We start from the raw sequence: 22,492 nt of genomic DNA, 5'->3' as shown, positions 1-22,492 counted from the left end.
GGCTTTCTTTGAAGACTTTTCCAAAACCATTATCAGCAGGAGAGGAAAAAGAGTATCTGGAGCGCTGCAAAGAGGGCGACCAGTCAGCAAGGGATATGCTGATTGAGCATAATATGCGTCTGGTAGCCCATGTGGTAAAGAAGTACCAGGGCTCTGATTATGATATGGAGGACCTGCTGTCTGTTGGGACCATCGGCCTTATCAAGGCCGTGAATACGTTTAATGCCGATAAAGGATCGCGACTGGCCACCTATGCAGCCAGATGCGTGGAAAATGAAATACTGATGCTCCTTCGTGCCAGCAAGAAATTTTCCAAAGAAGTATCGCTTTTTGAGCCCATCGGGGTAGACAAGGACGGCGAGACCGTGAGCCTGGTAGATGTCATCGAGATGGACAATAAAGAAACTTTGGATACCATGATACTGAAGCAGGATGTGAAAGAACTGTATGAGGCCTTTGAATCCTGTCTGACGGAGACAGAAAAAACCGTATTGGGAATGCGTTACGGGCTGTACAGGGGCAAGGAACATACCCAGCGGGAGATTGCAGGCAATCTGGGCATTTCCCGCTCCTATGTGAGCCGGATTGAGAAGAAGGCGATTGAGAAGATACGGGCGGAGTTTTCAAGACATGGATAAGCAATGAAGGTTGGAAAATACGGAGCATCGGGACTGATTATGGTTCCGATGCTGTTTTATGCTGTCTTTTGTCGTGAATTCCCCCTTTACCCTGAGGGGCTGAATCATTTATACTATATAAAATAAAGCCGGCATCTTGATTAAGAAGGCAAAAGGAGACAAGCAGTTCATGGGAAAAGGGCGTTCTGGAAGAAAAGACAGCAAAAAAGTGTGGAAAAACCGTCTGGCCGGGGTGGCTGCGGTTACATTGTTACTTGTGGCGGCCCTTTACTCCGCAGACCGGCTTCCAGTCAGGGGAAATGGAAGCCGTGGACCGCAGGCAGGGATAAATGGGGTGGAAACCAGGAGTGATGAGGCAAAAGGCAGGAGTGATGAGGCAAAAGGCAGGAGTGATGAGGCAAAAGATGGGAACGATAAGGAGAAAGACCGGAAATATGGGGCAAAAGACAGGAACGATAAGGAGAAAGACAGGGAATATGGGATGGGAGACGGGGATGATGGGGGAGGCATAAGAATAGGCGGAATAAGCAGCCAGGAGGAATGGGCAAGGAAACAGCTGGAGGGCATGTCCCTGGAGGAAAAGGCGGCGCAGCTATTCATCATCACGCCGGAACAGCTTACAGGCTGCGGCCAGGTTACCCAGGCCGGGGAGGTGACCAGGGAAGCGCTGAGACAGTATCCGGTTGGAGGCCTTATCTATTTTTCCAATAATCTGGAGGATGCCGGACAGTTAAAGACAATGACCGGAGATACCCAGAAGATGGCTATGGAGGAGATCGGGATACCGCTGTTCCTCTCCATTGATGAAGAGGGAGGGGATATTGCCAGGATTGGGAAGCATGATGGCTTCCGGGTAGCGCAGGTGCCGTCCATGGCTGTAATCGGTGCGTCTGGGGACCGTGTTCAGGCATATGGGGCGGGCAGTACCATTGGTGCATATCTTCATGAATATGGATTGAATCTGGATTTTGCACCGGACGCGGATGTTCTGACCAACCCGGACAATACAGTGGTAAAGACGCGCTCCTTTGGCCGGGATCCCCAGCTGGTTACAGAGATGTCCCTGGCATACCTTGAGGGGCTTTGGGAACAGGGGGTTTATGGGGCGCCAAAACATTTTCCTGGACATGGAGCCACAAAGGGGGACAGCCATGAAGGGTTTGCATATGCGGATAAAACATGGGAAGAGCTTGAGGAGGCTGAGTTGAAACCATTTTATGCCATGGTGGGGAACCAGGTGCCTTTTATCATGGCAGGTCATATCTCGCTGCCTGCAATCACAGGCGGGGACCTTCCCTGTTCCCTTTCGGGCCAGGTAATCCAGGGATATCTCAGGGACAGGATGGGATATGAAGGCATCATCATCACGGACGCATTGAACATGGGGGCCATTGAAGACCACTACCCCTCCGGTCAGGCGGCGGTGATGGCGCTGCAGGCTGGTGTGGACATGCTTCTGATGCCGGCGGATTTTCCGTCTGCCTACGAAGCTGTGGTGGAAGGGGCCGGGAATGGGGAAATACCGCTGGATTGTCTGGATGCATCGGTCCTGCGCATTTTAAGCCTGAAAGCTGAAATTCGAAAAATATTATAAAAAGATAGAAGAATTGTGCATTGTTTTATCGAAGCAATGCCCTTATACTATTCATAGCAGGCAGAACCGGCGGTTCAGTACCTGTTCTGCCTTTCTTGCTGCAACCAAGTGTTCATGAAGGAGGAAAAACAATGGCGATTTTAGTGACTGGAGGCGCCGGTTATATCGGAAGCCACACCTGTGTGGAGCTTTTAAATGCAGGTTATGATGTAGTAGTAGTAGACAACCTTTACAATTCCAGTGAGAAGGCGCTTCAGAGAGTGGAGCAGATTACAGGTAAGAAGGTTAAGTTCTATGAGGTGGACCTGTTAGACCAGCCTGCGCTAAAGGACGTGTTTGATAAGGAAACAATAGAGTCCGTCATTCATTTTGCAGGACTTAAGGCAGTGGGGGAGTCCGTGCATAAGCCTCTTGAATACTATCATAATAATATAACAGGGACCCTGATCCTCTGTGATGAGATGAGGAAGCATGGGGTAAAGGATATCGTGTTCAGTTCCTCCGCAACCGTATACGGCGACCCTGCTGAGATACCCATTACCGAGAACTGCCCCAAGGGTGAGATTACCAATCCATACGGACGTACCAAAGGCATGCTGGAGCAGATCCTTACGGACTTACATACAGCGGATGCCGGGTGGAATGTGGTGCTTCTGCGCTATTTCAATCCCATCGGCGCCCATGAAAGCGGCCTGATTGGGGAAGACCCCAAGGGAATCCCCAACAACCTGGTTCCCTATATTGCGCAGGTTGCTGTTGGGAAACTTGAATACCTGAATGTATTCGGTAACGACTATGATACCCCCGATGGCACTGGTGTGCGTGATTACATCCATGTGGTTGACCTGGCAAAGGGCCATGTAAAGGCTGTGAAGAAGCTTACTGACAGGGAGGGCGTCAGCATCTACAACCTGGGAACAGGCGTTGGATACAGTGTGCTGGATGTGCTTCATGCATATGAGAAAGCCTGCGGTAAGACACTGAAGTATGAAATCAAGCCGCGCAGGGACGGGGATGTGGCCGTATGTTACTCTGATTGCGCCAAGGCAAAGAAGGAACTGGGCTGGGTTGCTGAAAAGGGAATCGAGGAAATGTGTGCTGATTCCTGGAAATGGCAGTCCATGAACCCGGACGGATACAGGGATTAATTAAATACAGATAACAGGATGGCCTGCGGCTGGAACATGATTCCGGCCGCAGGCTTTCTGTTCAAAAAGATTTTATGCAAAAAGAACAAATGTTCTTATTTCTCCTTGATTTAAGTGTCCGGATATGGTAAACTGTATGAACAAACGTATGTTCGAAAGAGGCGGTGCCATGTTAATACAGGAGAATCTGTCCATACAGGAAAAACTGAAGATACTTACAGATGCAGCCAAGTACGATGTGGCCTGTACTTCCAGCGGCGTGAAGCGGAAGGGAAAGGCGGGAAGCATTGGGAATACATCGGAGGCCGGAATCTGCCATAGCTTTGCCGCGGATGGGAGATGTATATCCCTTCTGAAGATACTTTTTACCAATCAGTGTATCTATGACTGCAAGTATTGTGTCAACCGATGTTCCAATGATGTGGTCAGGACGGCATTCACGCCGGACGAGGTGTGTAAACTGACCATTGAGTTTTACAGGAGGAATTATATTGAGGGACTGTTCTTAAGTTCCGGAATCCTCTATAATGCCAATCACACCATGGAACTGATATACGAGACTTTATATAAACTACGGAACCAATGGAACTTTAACGGTTACATCCATGTAAAGGCCATACCGGGAGCGGATGCAGAACTGGTGGAGCGCACCGGATTCCTGGCAGACAGGATGAGCATCAATCTGGAACTTCCAACCGCACAGGGGCTTAAGGACCTGGCTCCGGGCAAGACCCGGGATAAGATACTTGCACCCATGCGGCAGATTCAGCAGGGGATTTCCGTGTCCAGCCATTTGCTGGGATATGACAGGGGATATAAGAAGCCTTACAGCACGGAGCGCGCCGGCTTTGCAGGAGGCGCTGCCCTGATACGCCCGGAACTGGCTGAGGCGCCGGGTGCTGCACTGGACAGGAAGATATCCGCGAAGGTTACTGGGCAGGGAGAGTCCCAAGGACTGGCAGGAACGGACCAGGGCGTGCCGGGAGGAGATTCACATAACGATATGTATACCACCCAACCGGATGCCCGCCCCGGATGCATTAAAAGCCGTCTTGTGCTTCCTGCTTCCCAATATAAGAAGTCAGCATTCGTACCGGCTGGGCAGAGTACCCAGATGATTGTGGGGGCCACGCCGGAGAATGATTATCAGATGATGTCGGTTACCCAGGCATTGTACCAGAACTTTGGACTGAAGCGGGTATTCTATTCTGCCTATATTCCTGTGAATGAGGACAGCTGTCTGCCAAGCCTTCCAGGAGGCCCGCCCCTTCTCAGGGAACACAGGCTGTATCAGGCGGACTGGCTTCTGCGTTTTTACGGCTTCAGGGCTGAGGAACTGCTGTCGGAGGACAGGCCGAATTTCAACGTATTTCTGGATCCTAAGTGTGATTGGGCCCTGCGCCATCTGGAAGGCTTTCCGGTAGAAGTGAACCTGGCACCTTATGATGAACTTCTCAGGGTACCGGGGATGGGGGTCAAGTCAGCTTCCAGGATTGTTGCTGCCAGAAGAAGCGGAAGACTTGGGTTTGAGGATTTGAAGAAGATGGGTGTGGTCTTGAAGAGGGCCAGATATTTCATTACCTGTTCCGGGCGCATGATGGAGGGGGCAAGGCTGGACCAGGATTATATTACCAATTGCCTTGTGGGCGATGAGCAGCGGGCCAGATGGGATATAGAACACAGGGACAGTTTCAGGCAGCTTTCCCTGTTTGACGATATGCATATGGAGATGCCTGTAACCAGAGATGACCACTATGCCGCGGCAGCCGGGCATTTTTAGGATAAGGGAGGGATAGGGAATGACCATATATTTATGCGTGCCGGATTTTGAGGGAATCCTTTGCGGCATATATGATGCATGGATGAGCCGGAAAGGCCACGACAATGTACGCCTGGAGTTAAAGGGGACGTACCATGAGCTGGAACTGTTCAGCGAGTATGTGGAGCCGGAATCCACCCATGAGAAGGCCCATAAGGTAATTAAGTCTGTGTGCAGTAAGCTTTCCCAGGAAGTATATAAGAAGATATATGTTGCATCCTTAAGCCAGAATACGGAGAGGGCGGACAAGATATACCGTTTCCTTGTACAGGCATTCGGCATTGGACCGGGAATACTGGACCAGCTTCAGATTCCTGAGAACTGTGATATATTTGAACTGTGCCGCAATGTTTATAATGAGAACCATCTTCTGGTGGAATTCCTGCGGTTTTCCCAGGCAGCGGGCGGTGTGCTGGTGTCAAGGATTGGACCGAAAAATGATGTGATGACCCTTCTTGCGCCTCATTTTGCAGACCGGCTGCCGGAAGAAAATTGGATTATTTATGACGTGAACCGGGAGAAGGCAGCTGTCCACCCCAAGGGAAAACCGTGGATTCTGGTTAATCATCCATTGGAACAGCCGGATGGGGACAATATATGGCAGCTGTGCCTGGAGCAGGAAACGGATGAGCGGGAATACGAGGATTTGTGGATTTCCTTTTTCCATACCATTGCAATTAAAGAAAGGACAAATCCAATCTGCCAGAGAAACCACCTGCCCCTGCGTTACAGGGCCTATATGACAGAGTTCCAAAGAGAACGTTAAAATGAATCCAATCATGCCCCTTGTCTTTTTGTTGTTCTTTTAGTATAGTAATACTATCTGTATTTCATTGGAACAGGTATCTTCCTGTTCTGTCAAGAAGTCATCCGGCGGGTATTTACGCCACATTCCAAACTGTTTGTATGTAAGTATGTAAGACCAATCAAAGAGAAGGGGGCATATGGATGTTTACACAAATCAACAGCGGAGGCATACGGGCTGTCCGGGGCTATGTTGTCTCCGTGGAAGCGGACGTTTCCAACGGTCTGCCGGGATTTTCCATTTCAGGCCAGCTGGCATCCGAGGTAAGGGAATCCCAGGAAAGGGTGCGCACGGCGCTGCGCAATTCCGGGTTCCGGTTTCAGGCAAAGAAAATAACGGTTAACCTGTCACCGGCAGGCATACACAAAGGAGGGACTGCTTATGACCTGCCCATAGCAATTGCAGTACTGGGCGCTTTTGAACAGGCTGACACCCGGGAACTTAAGGACAGCCTGGTCATCGGGGAACTGGGATTGGACGGCTGCGTGAAACCTATAAGCGGCGTACTGCCTCTGGTGGATGCGGCCAGGGAATATGGGCTGAAACGCTGCTTCCTGCCCGCGGCTAATGTCAGGGAAGGAATGATGATTGAGGGCATGTCAATCATCGGGGTGGAATCATTGGGCCAGATGGCCGCCATGCTCAGGCAGCCGTCATCCATAGGGCAATGCATACCATCGATGGAAGAAGGAGTATTGGAAGAGACTTATGATGTGGATTTCAGGGATATACGAGGCCAGCTGGTACTGAGGCGGGCCGCTGAAATTGCCGCCGCCGGTATGCATGGGCTTCTTATGAACGGAAGCGCCGGAACCGGTAAGACCATGGTTGCCAAAAGACTTCCCACCATCATGCCCTCCCTGACCAGGGAGGAAGATATCGAGATATCAAAGATATATAGTATCTGCGGCCTTCTTCCTCCTGACCGGCCGCTTTTATCCCGCCGTCCTTTCAGGAGTCCCCATCATACCATCACACCGCTGGCGTTGACTGGCGGCGGAGCCCAGGCGCGTCCAGGGGAGCTTTCCCTTGCATCCGGCGGAATCCTGTTCCTGGATGAACTTCCGCATTTCAGCAGGGGTGCAATTGATATTCTGAGACAGCCCCTGGAAGAACATAAGGTTACGGTTACCAGGGTCCATGGCAGTTATGAGTTCCCGGCCGACTTTATGCTGGTGGCTGCTACTAATCCGTGTCCATGCGGTTTTTACCCAGACAGGTCAAGATGCAGCTGCTCAGAACTGCAGATCCAGAGATATCTGGACCATATACCAAGGCCTGTCCTGGAGCGGTTTGATATATGTGTGGATGCCTCGCCTGTGACATATGAGGAGTTGAATGGGGCAGGAGGAACCGGGGAAGACTCCGCATCCATCAGGCGCAGGGTAGAGAGGGCCAGGAATATCCAGGCAGAGAGGTTCAGCGGCACAAGGATACGGTTTAACAGTAGGATGGGGATGAAAGAAACGCAGGAATACTGTACATTGGGTCAGGAAGAAGGTTCTTTCCTGAAAACGGTTTATGAGACAAAGCAGCTCAGCGCCAGGCGGTACCACAAGATATTAAAGGTAGCAAGGACCATAGCGGACCTGGATGGATGCGGTTTGATCAGCAGGAAACATTTATCAGAAGCATTGGGCTATGGAATGCTGGAGGAACGGTTATGGGGATAGCACAGCGATGGGATGGGATGGAGTATACCGCAGCCAGGACAGAGAGGGAAAGGGAGTTCCTTTACTGGCTGACCAGATGCCCTGGTTTTGGCGCGGTTACGGTACAAAAGATATGGAAGCAGGCAGAAAGCTTTGAGTCCGTATATTATATAGAAGGAATGGAATTATACCGTATGGGAATCCTTTACAGTGCAAAACAATGCCCGGAATTTGATGCCTGGAAGAAACAGCTGGAGCCAATGCGGCAAGAGTATCATACCCTTGGTGAAAAGGGAATCCGGTATATTACACCCCTGGACACGGAATATCCGGAGCGGCTCCGGCATATCTATGACTATCCCATGGGACTCTATGTAAAAGGGGAACTGCCCGGGGACGGATATCCGTCGGCCGCTGTCATAGGAGCAAGGAACTGTACGTCATATGGAAAGCAATCCGCCGAATACATGGGCAGGGAACTGGCCGCACAAGGCGTACAGATTATCAGCGGGCTGGCGCTGGGGATAGACGGGGCTGGCCACGAAGGTGCTGTAAAAGGCAGGGGAAAGACATTTGCAGTATTGGGCTGCGGCGTCAATATCTGTTATCCAAGAACCAATTACAGATTATTTGAGCAGATACTGGAAAATGGAGGTATCCTGTCTGAATACCCACCGGATGAAGAACCGCGGGCGCGTAATTTTCCTGCAAGGAACCGGATCATTAGCGGATTGTCGGATGTCATCCTTGTGATGGAAGCCAGGCAGAAGAGCGGTTCACTGATAACAGCCCAGCTGGGGCTGGAGCAGGGAAAAGAGATATTTGCCCTTCCGGGACGGATAACCGATGCCCTGAGCGAAGGCTGCAATTATCTGATAAGGGCCGGTGCAGGGATACTCACATCACCAGTTGATGTGCTGGAATCTATGGGCATTTTTTACGAAAAACCAATGTTTTCTTACGAAAAAGCAGATAAGGGACTTGCCAAGTTTGAAAAAATGGTGTATAGTTGCCTAGATTCCGAACCCAGGCACCTGGAACAGATTGCCATGCAGACAGGGATTCCTGTAAGCCAGTGCATGAGCACGCTTTGTGAACTGGAACTGGGTGGATTTGCACTGCGGACCAACGGTCAGTGTTATATCCGGCGGATGACACAACCATAAGCATTATTACGTATTTATCAATATATGAAGAGGGAATAAGGAGTTTTACAATGGCAAATTATCTGGTAATTGTGGAGTCACCAGCAAAAGTAAAGACCATCAAGAAGTTTCTGGGCAATAACTATGAGGTGGATGCCTCCGGAGGCCACGTAAGGGACCTTCCCAAAAGCCAGCTTGGATTTGATGCGGAACATGACTATGAACCCAAGTATATCACCATCAGGGGAAAAGGGGATGTGCTTGCCAAGCTGCGCAAGGAAGTGAAAAAGGCTGATAAGATTTATCTGGCCACTGACCCTGACCGTGAAGGAGAGGCCATTTCCTGGCATCTCATGAAAGCGCTGAAGCTGGATGAGCAGAAGGGAAAAGATGTTTACCGTATCAGTTTTAACGAAATCACCAAGAATGCGGTGAAGGCTTCCTTTAAAACCCCCAGAACCCTGGATATGAACCTGGTGAACGCACAGCAGACCAGAAGGATGCTGGACCGCATGGTTGGTTACAGAATCAGTCCCCTGCTTTGGGCAAAGGTAAAAAGAGGCTTAAGTGCGGGACGCGTACAGTCTGTTGCCCTCAGGATGATCTGTGACCGGGAAGATGAGATTAACGCATTCATCCCGGAGGAGTACTGGAACCTGGAGGCCGACCTTCTGATGAAGGGAAGCAAGAAGCCTCTGGCAGCCAAGTATTATGGTTCTAGGGATACAAAAGGAGGAAAGGCCACTATCCGCAATAAGGAGGAGCTGGACCATATCCTGAAAGAACTGGAAGGCTGCACCTATCAGGTAGAGGAAGTGAAAAAGGGAGAGCGTATCAAGAAGGCACCAATCCCCTTCACAACCAGTACCTTGCAGCAGGAAGCATCCAAGGCGCTGAACTTTTCCACACAGAAGACCATGCGTCTTGCCCAGCAGCTTTATGAAGGCGTTGAGGTAAAGGGACATGGGACACTGGGTCTTATCACATACCTGCGAACGGATTCCACCCGTATTGCGGATGAGGCAGATGCGGCCGCAAGGGAATTTGTCAAGGGACATTATGGGGCGGACTACGTGGCCCAGGGTAACCAGGTGAAGAAGGAAAATGGTAAGATACAGGATGCCCATGAGGCAATCCGTCCAACTGACATTACGTTGACACCTACCATTGTTAAGGAATCCCTTCAGCGTGACCTGTTCCGCCTGTACCAGTTGATTTGGAAACGTTTCACCGCAAGCAGGATGGCTTCTGCTGTATATGAGACCACTTCCGTGAAAATTGAGGCAGGCAGCCACATATTCACAACATCTGCTTCCAGACTGACTTTTGAAGGATTCATGTCAGTGTATGTGGAAGCTGACGATGAAGAGGAAAAGAACCAGGTCCTTGGGAACCTGGAAAAAGGAATCATGCTTAAGCTGGAAGAACTTAAGCCAAGCCAGCATTTTACCCAGCCCCCTGCCCACTATACGGAGGCTTCCCTGGTAAAGGCACTGGAAGAGCAGGGAATCGGCCGTCCAAGTACGTACGCCCCGACCATCACCACCATCATTGCCAGGCGGTATGTTGTAAAAGAAAGCAAGAACCTTTATGTCACGGAACTTGGTGATGTGGTGAACCGCATCATGAAACGTTCCTTCCCAAGCATTGTGGATCCGAATTTCACGGCCAATATGGAATCCCTGTTAGACAAGGTGGCAGACGGGACCGTTGCATGGAAAACAGTGGTCAGCAATTTTTATCCGGACCTGGATGAGGCTGTCAAGATTGCAGAACAGGAACTGGAATCCGTCAAGATTGCAGATGAGGTATCGGATGAGGTCTGCGACCTCTGCGGCCGCCAGATGGTCATAAAGTATGGTCCCCATGGAAAGTTCCTTGCCTGCCCCGGTTTCCCGGACTGTAAGAATACAAAGCCCTACTTCGAGAAGATTGGGGTACCCTGTCCTAAGTGCGGTAAGGAAGTGGTCCTTAAGAAGACCAAGAAGGGCCGTCTGTATTATGGATGTGAGGATAATCCGGAATGTGATTTCATGTCCTGGCAAAAGCCGTCCACCCAGAAGTGTCCCAATTGTGGTGCCTACATGGTGGAAAAGGGAAATAAACTGCTCTGTTCCAGCGAGACCTGCGGATACCGCACGGATAAGAAGGATCAGCCGGATAGCACGGATAAATAGAAAAAATTGTAAAACAGAACCGAAAATTATTAAAATCTTAAAATAATCGAAAACTTCAAAAAACTCTTGTTATTGCTTAAAAATTGTGTTAAAATTCAATTATTAGTAGAGTATTTTGGGGCGTTATACAAATTGGATAAGGAGGTTTTCGATTATGAGTGTTCAATTGTTGGACAAAACCAGAAAAATCAACAAGCTATTGCATAACAACAATTCTCATAAAGTGGTATTTAACGATATATGTAAGGTTTTAAGTGAGATATTGTTATCCAATATACTTGTTATCAGTAAGAAGGGAAAGGTTCTGGGTGTAAGTATCAACTCCGATGTGGATGAGATAGAGGAACTGATAGAAGACCAGGTTGGAGGATACGTGGATAAGATGCTGAATGAACGCCTCCTCAGCGTGTTATCGACAAAGGAGAATGTGAATCTGGCTACCCTGGGCTTTGCAGAAGAGAATGTAAGGAAGTATCAGGCCATCATCACCCCTATTGATATTGCAGGAGAACGCCTGGGCACCCTGTTTATTTACAAGTCAGACTCCCAGTATGATATTGATGATATCATCTTAAGCGAATACGGAACCACGGTTGTGGGGCTGGAGATGATGCGTTCCGTGAATGAAGAGAATGCGGAAGAGACAAGGAAGGTGCAGATTGTTAAATCAGCCATCAGTACCCTGTCATTCTCTGAACTGGAAGCAATCATCCATATTTTTGAGGAACTGGATGGAAACGAGGGTATCCTGGTAGCCAGCAAGATTGCTGACCGGGTGGGAATCACCCGTTCCGTCATTGTGAATGCCCTTCGCAAGTTCGAAAGTGCCGGTGTGATTGAGTCACGTTCTTCCGGAATGAAGGGAACATATATCAAGGTTCTGAATGATGTGGTATTTGACGAATTGAAGGCAATTAAGGCCTCCAACACAAATCTGAAATAACACCCCCATGATACAGTAATGTCAGGTCAGACCACATTATATAACATAAAAAGCCAAAACAGAACGGCAGTTTGCAAAAAACACGTAAAAGTGCTTGCAAGCTGCTGTTTTTTGTGATATATTGGTAAGGCTGACAAAAAACACGTCTGTGGATTCTACGGGACGGTGCCTTGAAGTATATTGGAAACCATCATTTAACTGGGAATCAATATCCGGACAGGTCTTCCGGGAAACATGAGAAGCGGACGGAAGTGCCTGAACTTACGTGAAACGTAGCAGGCTAAAACCAAATGGAGGTAAAGAACATGAGCGTTATTTCAATGAAGCAGTTACTGGAAGCTGGTGTACATTTCGGTCACCAGACAAGAAGATGGAACCCTAAGATGGCTCCATACATCTATACCGAGAGAAACGGTATCTACATCATCGACTTACAGAAGTCCGTGGGCAAAGTAGACGAGGCTTACAAGGCAGTATCCGATATCGCTGCTGAGGGAGGCACCATCCTGTTTGTTGGTACCAAGAAGCAGGCCCAGGAAGCAATCAAGGCTGAGGCTGAGCGTTGCGGTATGTACTATGTTAATGAGAGATGGCTGGGCGGCATGCTGACCAACTTCAAGACCATCCAGAGCCGTATTGCAAGACTGAAACAGATTGAGACCATGTCAGAGGACGGAACTTTTGATGTCCTTCCGAAGAAGGAAGTCATTGAGTTAAGAAAAGAGTGGGATAAGTTAGAGAGAAACCTTGGCGGAATCAAGGATATGAAGAAACTGCCAGATGCTATCTTCGTTGTAGATCCTAAGAAAGAGCATATCTGCGTACAGGAAGCACACACCCTGGGTATTCCGTTAATAGGTATCGTTGATACCAACTGTGATCCGGAAGAACTGGATTACGTCATCCCTGGCAATGATGATGCCATCAGGGCTGTTAAGCTGATTGTTTCCAAGATGGCTGACGCTGTAATCGAGGCGAAGCAGGGCGAAGTTTTAGAAGGTGCAATGGAGATTGAGATTTCTGCAGAGGCATTTGAGGCAGCAGAAGCTTAATTAAAAAACTAAAACTTATAATTGGAGGAAAATGAAATGGCAGCAGTAACCGCAGCAATGGTAAAAGATTTAAGGGAAATGACCGGTGCCGGAATGATGGACTGCAAGAAGGCACTTGCAGCTACTGACGGCGATATGGATAAGGCCGTTGAGTTCCTGAGGGAAAAAGGACTTGCCGGAGCAGCTAAGAAGGCTGGCCGTATTGCGGCTGAAGGTATCGTGGCTACCGCATTAACCGATGACCATAAGAAAGCAGTTGTAGTTGAAGTTAACGCTGAGACTGATTTCGTTGCTAAGAATGAGAAGTTCCAGACCTATGTTGCTGATGTGGCAGCACAGGCACTTGTTACAAGCGCTAAGGACCTGGATGCGTTCCTGGAAGAGAAGTGGGCTAAGGATGAGACACTGACTGTGAAGGAAGCCCTGGCATCCCAGATTGCAATTATCGGCGAGAACATGAACATCCGCCGCTTTGAGCAGGTTGAAGAGGCAAATGGTTTTGTTGCTTCCTACATCCATGCAGGCGGTAAGATTGGTGTTCTGATTGATGTTGAGACAGACGTTATCAATGACGAAATCAAAGATATGTCTAAGAACGTAGCTATGCAGGCAGCTGCATTAAAGCCAATGTTCACCAGCAGGGATGAAGTTAGCGATGAATATATTGCAAAAGAGACTGAAATCCTTACAGCAGCAGCTAAGAACGAGAAGCCGGATGCCAATGACAAGATTATCGAAGGCATGGTTAAGGGCCGTATCAACAAAGAGCTGAAAGAGACCTGTCTGCTGGATCAGGTTTATGTTAAGGCAGAAGACGGCAAGCAGAGCGTTTCCCAGTATGTTGCTTCTGTAGCTAAGGCTAACAGCGCTAACATCAAGGTTAAGAAGTTCATCCGTTTCGAGACCGGAGAAGGCCTGGAGAAAAAGAATGAGGACTTTGCAGCAGAAGTAGCGAAGCAGATGGGGATGTAATTGATTGTCATCTTGCCACTTAAAATAGGTACTTTATGCCACAAAACGGACCATTTTTGAGGCAAAAAGAGGATAAAACAAGGACCTAAGGTATGTAAAACCATACTTTGGGTTCTTTTTTCGTGCGTAAAACCACCCCGGCCCCCTGTTTCCGGCAAACCACCCCGAGCCATCGGCCGTCAAGCCTGGCATTGGGCCATATGCCGTTAAAAATGGGGAGAAAAAGGGGGAGGCAAAAGGCCGTGAACCCGCATAAACAAAGGCTTTCTGGTAGTTGTAGGGCTGCTCAGGACCAGAGGGCGGGAGAGGAGAAGGGAACCAAAAACAGAGGGAATATGTTGGAATAGAGATAAAAGGCAGGGGGCCGGGAGGCTGAATGTCTGTTATAGATGTTCATTTTGTGGGACAAAGTGACTATTTTACTTGGCACAACAACATGATTTGTCATCCTGCCACCTAAAATAGGCACTTTCTGCCACAAAATGGACCATTTTTGAGGCAAAAAAAGGATAAAATAAGGACCTAAGGTATGTAAAACCATACTTTGGGTCCTTTTTTCGTGTGCAAAACCACCCCCGGGCCCCCTGTTTCCGGCACCCACCGGGGCCATTGGCCGTCAAGCCTGGCACCGGGCCATATGCCGTTTAAAATGGGGAGAAAAAAGGGGAGGCAAAGGCTGAAAACCCGCATAAACAAAGGCTTTTTGGCAGTTACGGGACTGCCTGGGGCCGGAGGCGGGGGAGGGAAAAAGGAACCAAAGAAAGAGGGAATATGTTGGAGAAAAGGCAGGGGGCCTGGGCCGGAAGATGGGCAGCAGGGGGCCGGGAGGCTGAAATTCTGTCATATATGTCCATTTTGTGGCAGAAAGTGCCTGTTTTACTTGGCAGAACAACATAGACCCTGCAAATAATATGAATTAATTGCAGAATTTGCATTTCAGAACTGAATTAATTGCAGGATTTGCATGTGAAAAGGCCATTTTCGGCAAATCCTGCAATTAATAGGTGCAAATCCTGCAACTAATTCGGCAAAACTCGCAATTAATTCGGCAAATCCTGCAAATAATTCAAAAATCAGAATTGAATTAATTGCAGAAAGGAGGGATTCAAAGGTGGACAGACGGCAAATTAATGCACTTACGGATATCGACATCCCATCCCTTAGGCTGGAGGATATCCGGTTCCTGTTCGGGACCGGGATGGGAATGACCAAAGGCAGGGGAAGGGACAAGGAAAAATTCTTCCGTAAGGGGGTGCAGACAGAAATCGGTGATATCAGAGAGGACGTCTGGTATCAGCTGGCGGAGCAGGTGATTGGGCTGCATGGTGAGACATGGCTGCTTGAGGCATTGGAGACGTGGTACCGGGAGATGAAGCATTACCCAAGGCATGGTTTTGATGTGCACAAGATGGCCCTGGAGCTGCACAGCAACCGGATATTTGACAGCGAGGGCTGGATTGATTATCTCCGCTTCAACAGGCGCTTTCGGCCGGAGGTGCTGGAGGGGAGACGGTTCCCCAAAGTCAGGGTGGATTGCTGTCAGAGGGAGATATGCGAGGTGACTGAGGAAATGATTCAGAGGGGAAGCGCTCCATGCCCGAGGTGCGGCGCCTTCCGAGATTATGAGGTCATTGAATGGCCAGGGCAGGAGTAGGAGAGGATAAATAGGAGAGGATAAATGGATAAGACGGAGTCAAAATACAGGGATATACAGTTTTACAGTGAGAAGAACCAGATGTTGATATCAGTACATACCCGTGATGCAAAGACATATGCTGATATCCTGGAGAACAGCCCAAATGTAGTTAAATATAAATGCATCGTCCCTCTGGACCCAGCTTTCCTTGATGAAATTTCAAAGGTAGGGATAAGGGCGGAACATTTCCAGATACTCTGGGCTTCGGATTTCTGGATTGAGAATGCAGATGGAAGCACGAGCATAAGGGAGATTATCCAAATGGAGCATTTAATAAAAAAGGCTGATATACAAAAGCTGGAGCTTTCAAGGCGGTACTGGAAACGTCTTGATGTAGATGATTGGAAGGTCGTGGTAATGGCCAGGGGAGGGGATGACCATGTTCTATAGGATAAACGGGGAGGTATTCAGACGGCTGCTTGCACTGGACCATGGGGCCTGGGTCATTTCCTATGATGAACCGGGGCCGCCGCGCTATATCGAAAACAGCCTCCTGGAGCTTTGTGAGAAGGCAGATATGCCGGAGGATTACAAGGTTGCCCTGGAGCAGGCAAAATATCTGACAAAGGCCGGGATAAAGCGCCTTGCCCTGATTGAACCACTTTTGGAGGATTCCAGCTGTATTACGGACAAAAAATTCCGGCTGGACATGGCCAAAAGAATAGCAAAAGAGAATGGGACAACAAAAAAGAGGGTACTCCGCATATTTTATAGATATCTGGCAAGGAATGTCCTCCTTGAAAAAGGAAATACGGATAAACAGCAGGGGAAGGACGAGAAAAACTTTGCCTGGGCCATCCGGAAGTTCTACTTCAGCGCAAAACGGATGTCCCTTAGGGATACCTATGACCATATGCTGGCAAGCCGGTATATGACGCCAGAGGGGAAATTGATGGACACAGCACCCTCCTGGTACAGCTTTGAGCACTATTACTACCGGCATGGGTATAACCGCTCCATCAAATGCTCTGTATCGCGGGGCGGCCTGTCAAACTACCAGAGGAATGAGCGGCCCCTGTACGGCGCCACCATGCAGTGGAAGGACAGGATAGGGGCCTTCCAGATGGATGCGACGGAGGCGGATATCTACCTGGTGTCCCGCTTTGACCGCACGGCCGTGGTGGGGCGCCCCAACATCTATATGGCAGTGGACACGGCCACCCAGCTGATTGCCGGCATCTACATAGGGCTTGATGCCGGGGAGACCGCAGTCATGGCCTGCCTGGCAAACGCTGCCTCCGACAAGGTGCAGTATTGCAGGCGCTTTGGGATTGCAATAACCCCGGAGCAGTGGCCGAACATGGGGCTGCCCGGGGAAATCATAACGGACCAGGGGAAGGAGTTCATCACCTCAAGGGTGGGGGAGCTGTGTACCATATACGGCATGGAGCGGGAGGCCCTGCCGCCGTTCCGGCCGGACGAGAAGGGGCTGGTGGAAAAGACGTTCGATGTGCTGCAGCAGAAGTACAAGCCCCTCCTGCGCGGCAAGGGGGTCATTGAGGGGGATGCCCAGGAGCGCTGGGCCACGGACTACCGGTCGCAGGCCCTTCTGAACCTGACGGAGTTTACCAGGGTCATCCTGCACTGCGTCATCTATATCAATTCGCGTAGGATACTGAAGAATTTCATACCCACGCCGGAGATGTGCGCAGACCGGGTGGAACCGATACCCGCCGCCCTTTGGCAGTGGCATGAGCGGCAGGGGAAGGCGGACATCATCCCTGCAGGCGGTGAGGACCTGTACCGGATGACTCTCCCAAGGATGGTTACAAAGTTCACGCGCAAGGGGATTGTGCGTGATGGAATCAGCTATATGAACAATGAATACAGGCGGTATTTACAGGAGGTCGGGATGGATAAGGAGATTACGGTTGCCTATGACCCGTCCAGGATTGACGCCGTGTACTGGGTGAGGGATGGGAAGTATATCCCGTTCCCGCTGGCATTGTCCTCCGCCCAGTTTAACGGCCTTTCCCAGATGGAGTATGAAATGGCCCGGGACAAGGTGAAGGGGCAGAAGAAGGAGCTGGAACAGCAGGACACGGAGGCCAGGGTCGCGGTCATTAAGAGCATACAGGAGATAGTGGATGGAATTGACGGCGTTGAGAAGCCGAGGCAGAAGGGCGCGGAGATAAGGGAGAACCGTGCGGATGAAAGGGGGAAATTGACATGAAATATCAGGAAAAGACAGTGGTATCAGCCATATATGATAAGGTCGGCTCCGGAGGCCAGGTGTTGAACCCGTTCCTGGAAGCGATGCCGGAACTGATGGACAGGGGGATGTTCTTTGAGAAGATTGCAAGCCTGCCGCCGATGCCCTATGACCTGGCGGAACTCAGTGGGGAGGAACGGAGGAGGCATTTGCCGGTCCTCCAGAGCGTCTATTATCCTATGGACTATATGTATAACATCTATGACACGTTATACCGGGCAGTTACCACTACCTATACGACCAGGACCACCATGGAATCAATCCGGCAGCTGAATGCCGTCCATGAGGATTTCAGGGGGACCCGGGGAAATGGCCCTTCCTTTGCCACCCAGGGGGAAAGCGGGTCCATCCTCGGCGTGCCGGGGATTGGGAAGACCTCGACCATCCGGCGGTGCCTGGACCTCATACCCCAGGTCATTGTACATACCAAATACAACGGGAAGCCGTTTTACGAGAAACAGATAACCCACCTGGTGGTGGAATGCCCCAGCGACTGTTCCGTGAAGACCCTGGCATTCAACATCATTGAGGCCGTGGACCGGGCCATGGGGTCCCAGTATTATGAGGCATCCACAAGGATACGGAGCACATCTGCCAGCGCCCTGGCCACACAGGTGAAAATCATCTGTTTAAATCACCATATCGGGCTCCTGGTCATTGACGAGATACAGAACGCCGTGGCCACGGCACAGAGGAATAAGCAGGTCAAGCCGCTGGTTAAGTTCCTGGTGGAGCTGACCAATGATACGAGCACCAGCATCTATTTCGTGGGCACCCCGATGGCCGAGGAACTGTTTATTTCCCAGGAGCATCTGAAGCGGCGTACCAGGGGCCTGCGGCTGCTTCCATTGAAGCCAGGGGGCTTATACCGGGATTTCCTTAAAATCATATGGGCCTATCAGTTCACCCGGAAAAGGGCAGGGCTGACGGACCGCCTTGCCAACCTCATATATGACTATTCTGGGGGCATCCCGGCTTATATCTGCAAGATATTCCAGGAGGCACAGGTGCAGGCAATTTTGACCGGGAAGGAGATTATAGACGAGCCGGTCATCATGAGGGCGGTCAGGTTGCTGTCCATCGAGATACCGAAGAAGTATGCCAAAGGCTCCTATATATCCGATTTCACGGATGAGGCCGGATATGAGCCGGTTGATGATGTGGAGGAAGTAAAAGGGCCTGTAGAGGGGATGAATGGGGGCATTGGAGCCATTGCCAGCTCGGATGGCCCGGAGCCATTGGAAGAGACCGTCCCACGCCTCTATGCAAAGCCCAGGGGGAGGAAGAAGGCGCAGCGAGACCCCATGGACTTATTGGAGCTGCTGAAGCTGGCCAGGTCCCCGGAAGCGATGATGTCGGCCCTGGACAAATACAACATGCTGGAGGTGGTGAAGTGCTGAATTTCTTTCCTACGCCTTATCCGGGCGAACTCTGGTACAGCGTGCTGTGCCGCTACCACATGAGGACAGGCCATACGAAATCCGCCACTACAATACAGGAGCTGTTTGATGGCAGGCTGCATGCGGCCATGGGGACATTCTATCCGACCAAGGCCATAAACGATATCCTCGGGCAGCTCCCGCCCGGATTGCTGGATATCAGGGATATCATCCTGAACCATACGTTGTTTCCCTACTTTTACCGCATCAATCCGGTAGAGAAGAAGGAACAGGCGTTAAAGGAGCTGTGTGAGGGGACGGCAATCACACCCACATGGCTCTGGAAGACGGACAGCAGCGCCAGTGGCCTGTCGGAACTGCGTTACTGCCCCCTGTGCCGGCAGGAGGATATAGACCTATATGGGGAAACTTACTGGCATACCGTCCATCAGATTCCTTTTATGTCTGTCTGCCCGAAGCATGGGTGCCGCCTGGAGCGGATACCGTTCAACCGGGGGCAGGTCAACGAAAAGTTCTTTGTGCCGAACTTGTACTGCAGGGATACAGAGCCCAATGCTGATATAGAAAAATATGAGATACCGTTGGCTAAGACCCTGTTGGCCTACCTGGACATGCCCCTTGGGATTGGTCCCACAGAGGGAGTAAATAACCTTGTGCAGGCTTTCTGCAACAAGGGGTATATGACCATTGCAAGGAAGTTTAATACCATCCTCGACTCCAATATGGTAAAGAAGGCGCTTGAGGGGTTCTATGGGCCGGAACTGGTCCGGCGCTGCTTTGGGGAGAAAGTCAAGCCTTATCAGCTGCGTAGGATAGGAAACTGGACGGTCCTTTCCCCGGAACGTTATGCCCTGCTTGCGACCATGATAGGGCAGGCACCCAGGACGACCTTCAGCGCAAAGCCAATACCGGACAGGATAGAGGAGAGGCTGGTGAAGCTATCCTTACAGGAGGTGCCCCTTACAAAGAAGGGGATAGCAGAACGGATGAACGTAAAGCCCCACCAGCTGGACTTCCTCCTGGGCAGGTATGGCATGGAGCCTTTCTGGTCCAATTCCAAAAAGGGGAATGACGGTACCGGGTCTATGAACAAATACGTCAAGGCCTATTATGACCAGGCGGGGAAAACCTGCGTTGACCAGTATGCAAAAAAGAAGGGGTTCCATGCCACATCGGAGTTTGTGCGCTACGCCCTGGACCGGATAATGGAGCTGGACGAGCCTAAAACAGCCGGAACAGCTTCATAGCGGTCAGGAAGCTGGGGCCGTCGGCCTCATACTCGCTTTGCTTACAGTCAAAGGAAAACTCATACAGATAGGAGCCAGTGGCAAGGATGTTGTTCACATTGACCCAGGTCTCACCATCCTTGGTATAGGTGGCTTCTGCAATGAGCGTGGAACCGGCGTTGGAATAGGTGGACAGGAGATAGTTCTGTTTCCCCTGGCTTGCGGCGCCCACATAATCCAGCTGGCTGAGGGAGGAGAGGTCCAGGCCGGACTGGGTGACGGAGGCCGTGAGGCAGGAGCCGCTGGCAGCCGTCGCAATATAGGACCCATTGTCAATCACGGCGCTCCAGCCATCGGGGACGCCGAACTCAAAGTTTCCATAGGAGCTGTAGAACAGGGAGAATCCCTCCGGAATGGGGTTCTCCTTTTCCCATCTAAGGGTGTCAAAGAGGAAGATTGCCGTGTCATAGTAGTCCGTATACCGCTCGGCAGGGACCTGAAGGGAAATGCGCACCAGGGTTGATAAATCCCATGTGGTGTATTCAAAGCAATCCACAGCCCCTTGCTCGTAAATAGCCAGGTAAGCGCTGTTGCCGTCCTTGGAGAAGCCGCCCAGGAGGCCGCCAGAGGCGGAGAGCTCCGAGGCAATAATCTCCTCGGTCACCATGTTGACGCCCGGGTCGTAGCCGCCGATATGGAAGAAGAGGGTGGCGCCGTCGGCCGGGTTTATGTAAGCATCGGCCCCTTGCCGTATCACATGGGTCCATTTGGCCGGGGCCGACATGGTAAGATTAATGCCCTCGGCCGTAAACTGCACGGTCTCAATGTCAACGGCCGGCGCCTGCTCGGCTGGTGTGGCAGGGGGCTCCACGTAGGAGGGTAGGTTCGCATTGGTGGAAGAGAGGAAGGAGTATATCAACGCAAAGAGGACCGCCAGCACAACACAGAGGGCCATCCAGTTTTTAGGGTTCCGTATAAAATCACGCATAAAAAAAATCACCGCCTTTCATCCAGTATGTCAGGATGAGGGCGGCGGACCTTTTACAGGATGGAAAGGACCTACCTGCACAGATTAGAATTTATTTTGTCGCTATCACATACTTATTTCTGTAGAAAATGCAACGACAGCATTTCCGGTAATTTGTACTGCTTTAGGTTCATTCTGTTCCTTTTCCACATGGACATGCATTGTGCCATCACGCTTAATAGCCTCGCCCTGAATAATATCAAAGTCAAAGCTATTTGACGAGTTATCTTGCAAAATATTAAAATGAACAAGATACGCTCCAAGCGGACCGTTTGCATTTCCTGTAACTGGGTCTTCACTAATTCCGATTGCCGGTGCAAACATTCTTCCATGCACCAAAATATCATCTTGCTGATTTAGTGTAAATACATAATATCCATTACAGCCAATTTGCTCGCTGATTTCTGTCAATTTATCAGCTTTAGGATTCAACTTATGAAGCAACTCATTTGAATAAATTGGAATCATTACCTTTGAATGTCCTGTTGACGAAATAGCGATAGGATATTCGCCACATATATCTCTTTCAAATATACCTAATGCGTCAGCGATTTGATTCCGGATATCCCTGTCAAATGGTTCCGAAACCACCGGAGTTCCTTGCGTCATAATGATAGAATACTCGTTTCCATGCTTCTCAACATCGACTGGAAGAATTCCTGCTTTCGTTTTTTGAATTACTCGTCTGCTGGCAAAATTGTTTTCTTTTGCATAAACATAATGTGCCGCAATCGTTGCGTGGCCACAGATAGGAACTTCCACTGTCGGGGTAAAAAAGCGAACCTCAATATCATATTCAGAAGAATTAGATTGAAAAATAAATGCCGTTTCTGAATTGTTTAATTCTCTTGCAATTCTTTGCATTTGTTCCTCTGTTAGTCCATCCGCGTTAGGAACTACTCCTGCTGGATTACCATGGAACCTCTCTTTGGTAAAGGAATCAACTTGATATATTCTGTATGTTTTCATATAATTAATCTCCATAA

18 protein-coding genes are annotated in these 22,492 nt (G+C 50.0%); 16 read left to right on the top strand and 2 right to left on the bottom strand.

What is annotated here, in order from left to right; genetic code table 11:
- Positions 1–8 precede the first annotated feature (8 nt).
- From sigK to LK536_RS56490, 16 genes are all read left to right on the top strand, one after another.
- Positions 9–638, top strand: coding sequence for an RNA polymerase sporulation sigma factor SigK (gene sigK, locus LK536_RS56565; RefSeq protein ID WP_008716368.1), 630 nt, complete (start codon positions 9–11; stop codon positions 636–638).
- 136 nt (positions 639–774) lie between these two features.
- Positions 775–2,232: a glycoside hydrolase family 3 N-terminal domain-containing protein gene (locus LK536_RS56560; RefSeq protein WP_506092263.1), complete on the top strand. Its 1,458-nt coding sequence runs from the start codon at positions 775–777 to the stop codon at positions 2,230–2,232.
- Positions 2,233–2,363: 131 nt separating this feature from the next.
- A complete protein-coding gene (galE, locus tag LK536_RS56555) occupies positions 2,364–3,380 on the top strand; it encodes a UDP-glucose 4-epimerase GalE (protein ID WP_008716363.1) in 1,017 nt (338 codons plus the stop codon).
- A 169-nt stretch (positions 3,381–3,549) separates the two neighbouring features.
- The gene (locus LK536_RS56550; protein WP_130790121.1) at positions 3,550–5,160 is read left to right on the top strand and encodes a putative DNA modification/repair radical SAM protein; all 1,611 of its coding nucleotides are present in this window, start codon (positions 3,550–3,552) and stop codon (positions 5,158–5,160) included.
- Positions 5,161–5,179: 19 nt separating this feature from the next.
- A complete protein-coding gene (locus LK536_RS56545) occupies positions 5,180–5,965 on the top strand; it encodes a TIGR03915 family putative DNA repair protein (protein WP_227797219.1) in 786 nt (261 codons plus the stop codon).
- A 182-nt stretch (positions 5,966–6,147) separates the two neighbouring features.
- On the top strand, positions 6,148–7,677 hold the full coding sequence (locus tag LK536_RS56540; RefSeq protein ID WP_227797218.1) for a YifB family Mg chelatase-like AAA ATPase: 1,530 nt from the start codon (positions 6,148–6,150) through the stop codon (positions 7,675–7,677).
- Entirely contained in the window at positions 7,668–8,822 is a 1,155-nt protein-coding gene (dprA, locus tag LK536_RS56535) for a DNA-processing protein DprA (RefSeq protein ID WP_025487139.1), read from the top strand. The genes LK536_RS56540 and dprA overlap by 10 nt, the downstream gene beginning before the upstream one ends.
- A gap of 50 nt (positions 8,823–8,872) precedes the next feature.
- Positions 8,873–10,978 carry a type I DNA topoisomerase gene (gene topA, locus LK536_RS56530; RefSeq protein WP_120055815.1) on the top strand — a complete coding sequence of 702 codons (2,106 nt, stop codon included), beginning with the start codon at positions 8,873–8,875 and terminating at the stop codon, positions 10,976–10,978.
- Positions 10,979–11,132: 154 nt separating this feature from the next.
- Positions 11,133–11,921 carry a GTP-sensing pleiotropic transcriptional regulator CodY gene (codY, locus tag LK536_RS56525; RefSeq protein WP_008716353.1) on the top strand — a complete coding sequence of 263 codons (789 nt, stop codon included), beginning with the start codon at positions 11,133–11,135 and terminating at the stop codon, positions 11,919–11,921.
- Between the two features lie 305 nt (positions 11,922–12,226).
- Positions 12,227–12,973: a 30S ribosomal protein S2 gene (gene rpsB, locus LK536_RS56520; RefSeq protein ID WP_025487141.1), complete on the top strand. Its 747-nt coding sequence runs from the start codon at positions 12,227–12,229 to the stop codon at positions 12,971–12,973.
- A 36-nt stretch (positions 12,974–13,009) separates the two neighbouring features.
- Positions 13,010–13,945, top strand: a complete 936-nt coding sequence (gene tsf / locus LK536_RS56515; protein ID WP_008716349.1) for a translation elongation factor Ts — start codon at positions 13,010–13,012, stop codon at positions 13,943–13,945.
- A gap of 1,111 nt (positions 13,946–15,056) precedes the next feature.
- On the top strand, positions 15,057–15,599 hold the full coding sequence (locus LK536_RS56510; RefSeq protein WP_227797217.1) for an RING finger protein: 543 nt from the start codon (positions 15,057–15,059) through the stop codon (positions 15,597–15,599).
- 24 nt (positions 15,600–15,623) lie between these two features.
- Positions 15,624–16,031, top strand: a complete 408-nt coding sequence (locus LK536_RS56505; RefSeq protein WP_227797216.1) for a hypothetical protein — start codon at positions 15,624–15,626, stop codon at positions 16,029–16,031.
- Positions 16,021–17,814 carry a TnsB C-terminal domain-containing protein gene (locus tag LK536_RS56500; RefSeq protein WP_227797215.1) on the top strand — a complete coding sequence of 598 codons (1,794 nt, stop codon included), beginning with the start codon at positions 16,021–16,023 and terminating at the stop codon, positions 17,812–17,814. Before LK536_RS56505 ends, LK536_RS56500 begins: the two co-directional genes overlap by 11 nt.
- Positions 17,811–19,253, top strand: a complete 1,443-nt coding sequence (locus tag LK536_RS56495) for an ATP-binding protein (RefSeq protein WP_227797213.1) — start codon at positions 17,811–17,813, stop codon at positions 19,251–19,253. Before LK536_RS56500 ends, LK536_RS56495 begins: the two co-directional genes overlap by 4 nt.
- On the top strand, positions 19,247–20,500 hold the full coding sequence (locus tag LK536_RS56490) for a TniQ family protein (RefSeq protein WP_227797211.1): 1,254 nt from the start codon (positions 19,247–19,249) through the stop codon (positions 20,498–20,500). The genes LK536_RS56495 and LK536_RS56490 overlap by 7 nt, the downstream gene beginning before the upstream one ends.
- On the opposite strand, the gene LK536_RS56485 is transcribed toward LK536_RS56490, so the two are convergent.
- Both LK536_RS56485 and LK536_RS56480 read right to left on the bottom strand, forming a co-directional pair.
- Positions 20,475–21,467: a hypothetical protein gene (locus LK536_RS56485; protein WP_227797208.1), complete on the bottom strand. Its 993-nt coding sequence runs from the start codon at positions 21,465–21,467 to the stop codon at positions 20,475–20,477. The genes LK536_RS56490 and LK536_RS56485 overlap by 26 nt on opposite strands.
- Before the next feature lie 105 nt (positions 21,468–21,572).
- Positions 21,573–22,475, bottom strand: a complete 903-nt coding sequence (locus LK536_RS56480; protein ID WP_227797206.1) for a PhzF family isomerase — start codon at positions 22,473–22,475, stop codon at positions 21,573–21,575.
- Positions 22,476–22,492: the final 17 nt, after the last annotated feature.

Source organism: Clostridium pacaense, from assembly GCF_020709765.2.
Lineage (GTDB): Bacteria > Bacillota > Clostridia > Lachnospirales > Lachnospiraceae > Enterocloster > Enterocloster hominis.
Note: the sequence above shows the minus strand (reverse complement) of the source record. Positions and strands in the feature narration are given on the sequence as shown.

Excerpts from the sequence above, each read along its gene's own strand:
- galE (WP_008716363.1), top strand. The coding sequence starts at position 2,364 with ATGGCGATTTTAGTGACTGGAGGCGCCGGTTATATCGGAAGCCACACC.
- LK536_RS56550 (WP_130790121.1), top strand. The coding sequence starts at position 3,550 with ATGTTAATACAGGAGAATCTGTCCATACAGGAAAAACTGAAGATACTT.
- LK536_RS56545 (WP_227797219.1), top strand. The coding sequence starts at position 5,180 with ATGACCATATATTTATGCGTGCCGGATTTTGAGGGAATCCTTTGCGGC.
- LK536_RS56540 (WP_227797218.1), top strand. The coding sequence starts at position 6,148 with ATGTTTACACAAATCAACAGCGGAGGCATACGGGCTGTCCGGGGCTAT.
- dprA (WP_025487139.1), top strand. The coding sequence starts at position 7,668 with ATGGGGATAGCACAGCGATGGGATGGGATGGAGTATACCGCAGCCAGG.
- topA (WP_120055815.1), top strand. The coding sequence starts at position 8,873 with ATGGCAAATTATCTGGTAATTGTGGAGTCACCAGCAAAAGTAAAGACC.
- codY (WP_008716353.1), top strand. The coding sequence starts at position 11,133 with ATGAGTGTTCAATTGTTGGACAAAACCAGAAAAATCAACAAGCTATTG.
- rpsB (WP_025487141.1), top strand. The coding sequence starts at position 12,227 with ATGAGCGTTATTTCAATGAAGCAGTTACTGGAAGCTGGTGTACATTTC.
- tsf (WP_008716349.1), top strand. The coding sequence starts at position 13,010 with ATGGCAGCAGTAACCGCAGCAATGGTAAAAGATTTAAGGGAAATGACC.
- LK536_RS56505 (WP_227797216.1), top strand. The coding sequence starts at position 15,624 with ATGGATAAGACGGAGTCAAAATACAGGGATATACAGTTTTACAGTGAG.
- LK536_RS56500 (WP_227797215.1), top strand. The coding sequence starts at position 16,021 with ATGTTCTATAGGATAAACGGGGAGGTATTCAGACGGCTGCTTGCACTG.
- LK536_RS56495 (WP_227797213.1), top strand. The coding sequence starts at position 17,811 with ATGAAATATCAGGAAAAGACAGTGGTATCAGCCATATATGATAAGGTC.
- LK536_RS56485 (WP_227797208.1), bottom strand. The coding sequence starts at position 21,467 with ATGCGTGATTTTATACGGAACCCTAAAAACTGGATGGCCCTCTGTGTT.
- LK536_RS56480 (WP_227797206.1), bottom strand. The coding sequence starts at position 22,475 with ATGAAAACATACAGAATATATCAAGTTGATTCCTTTACCAAAGAGAGG.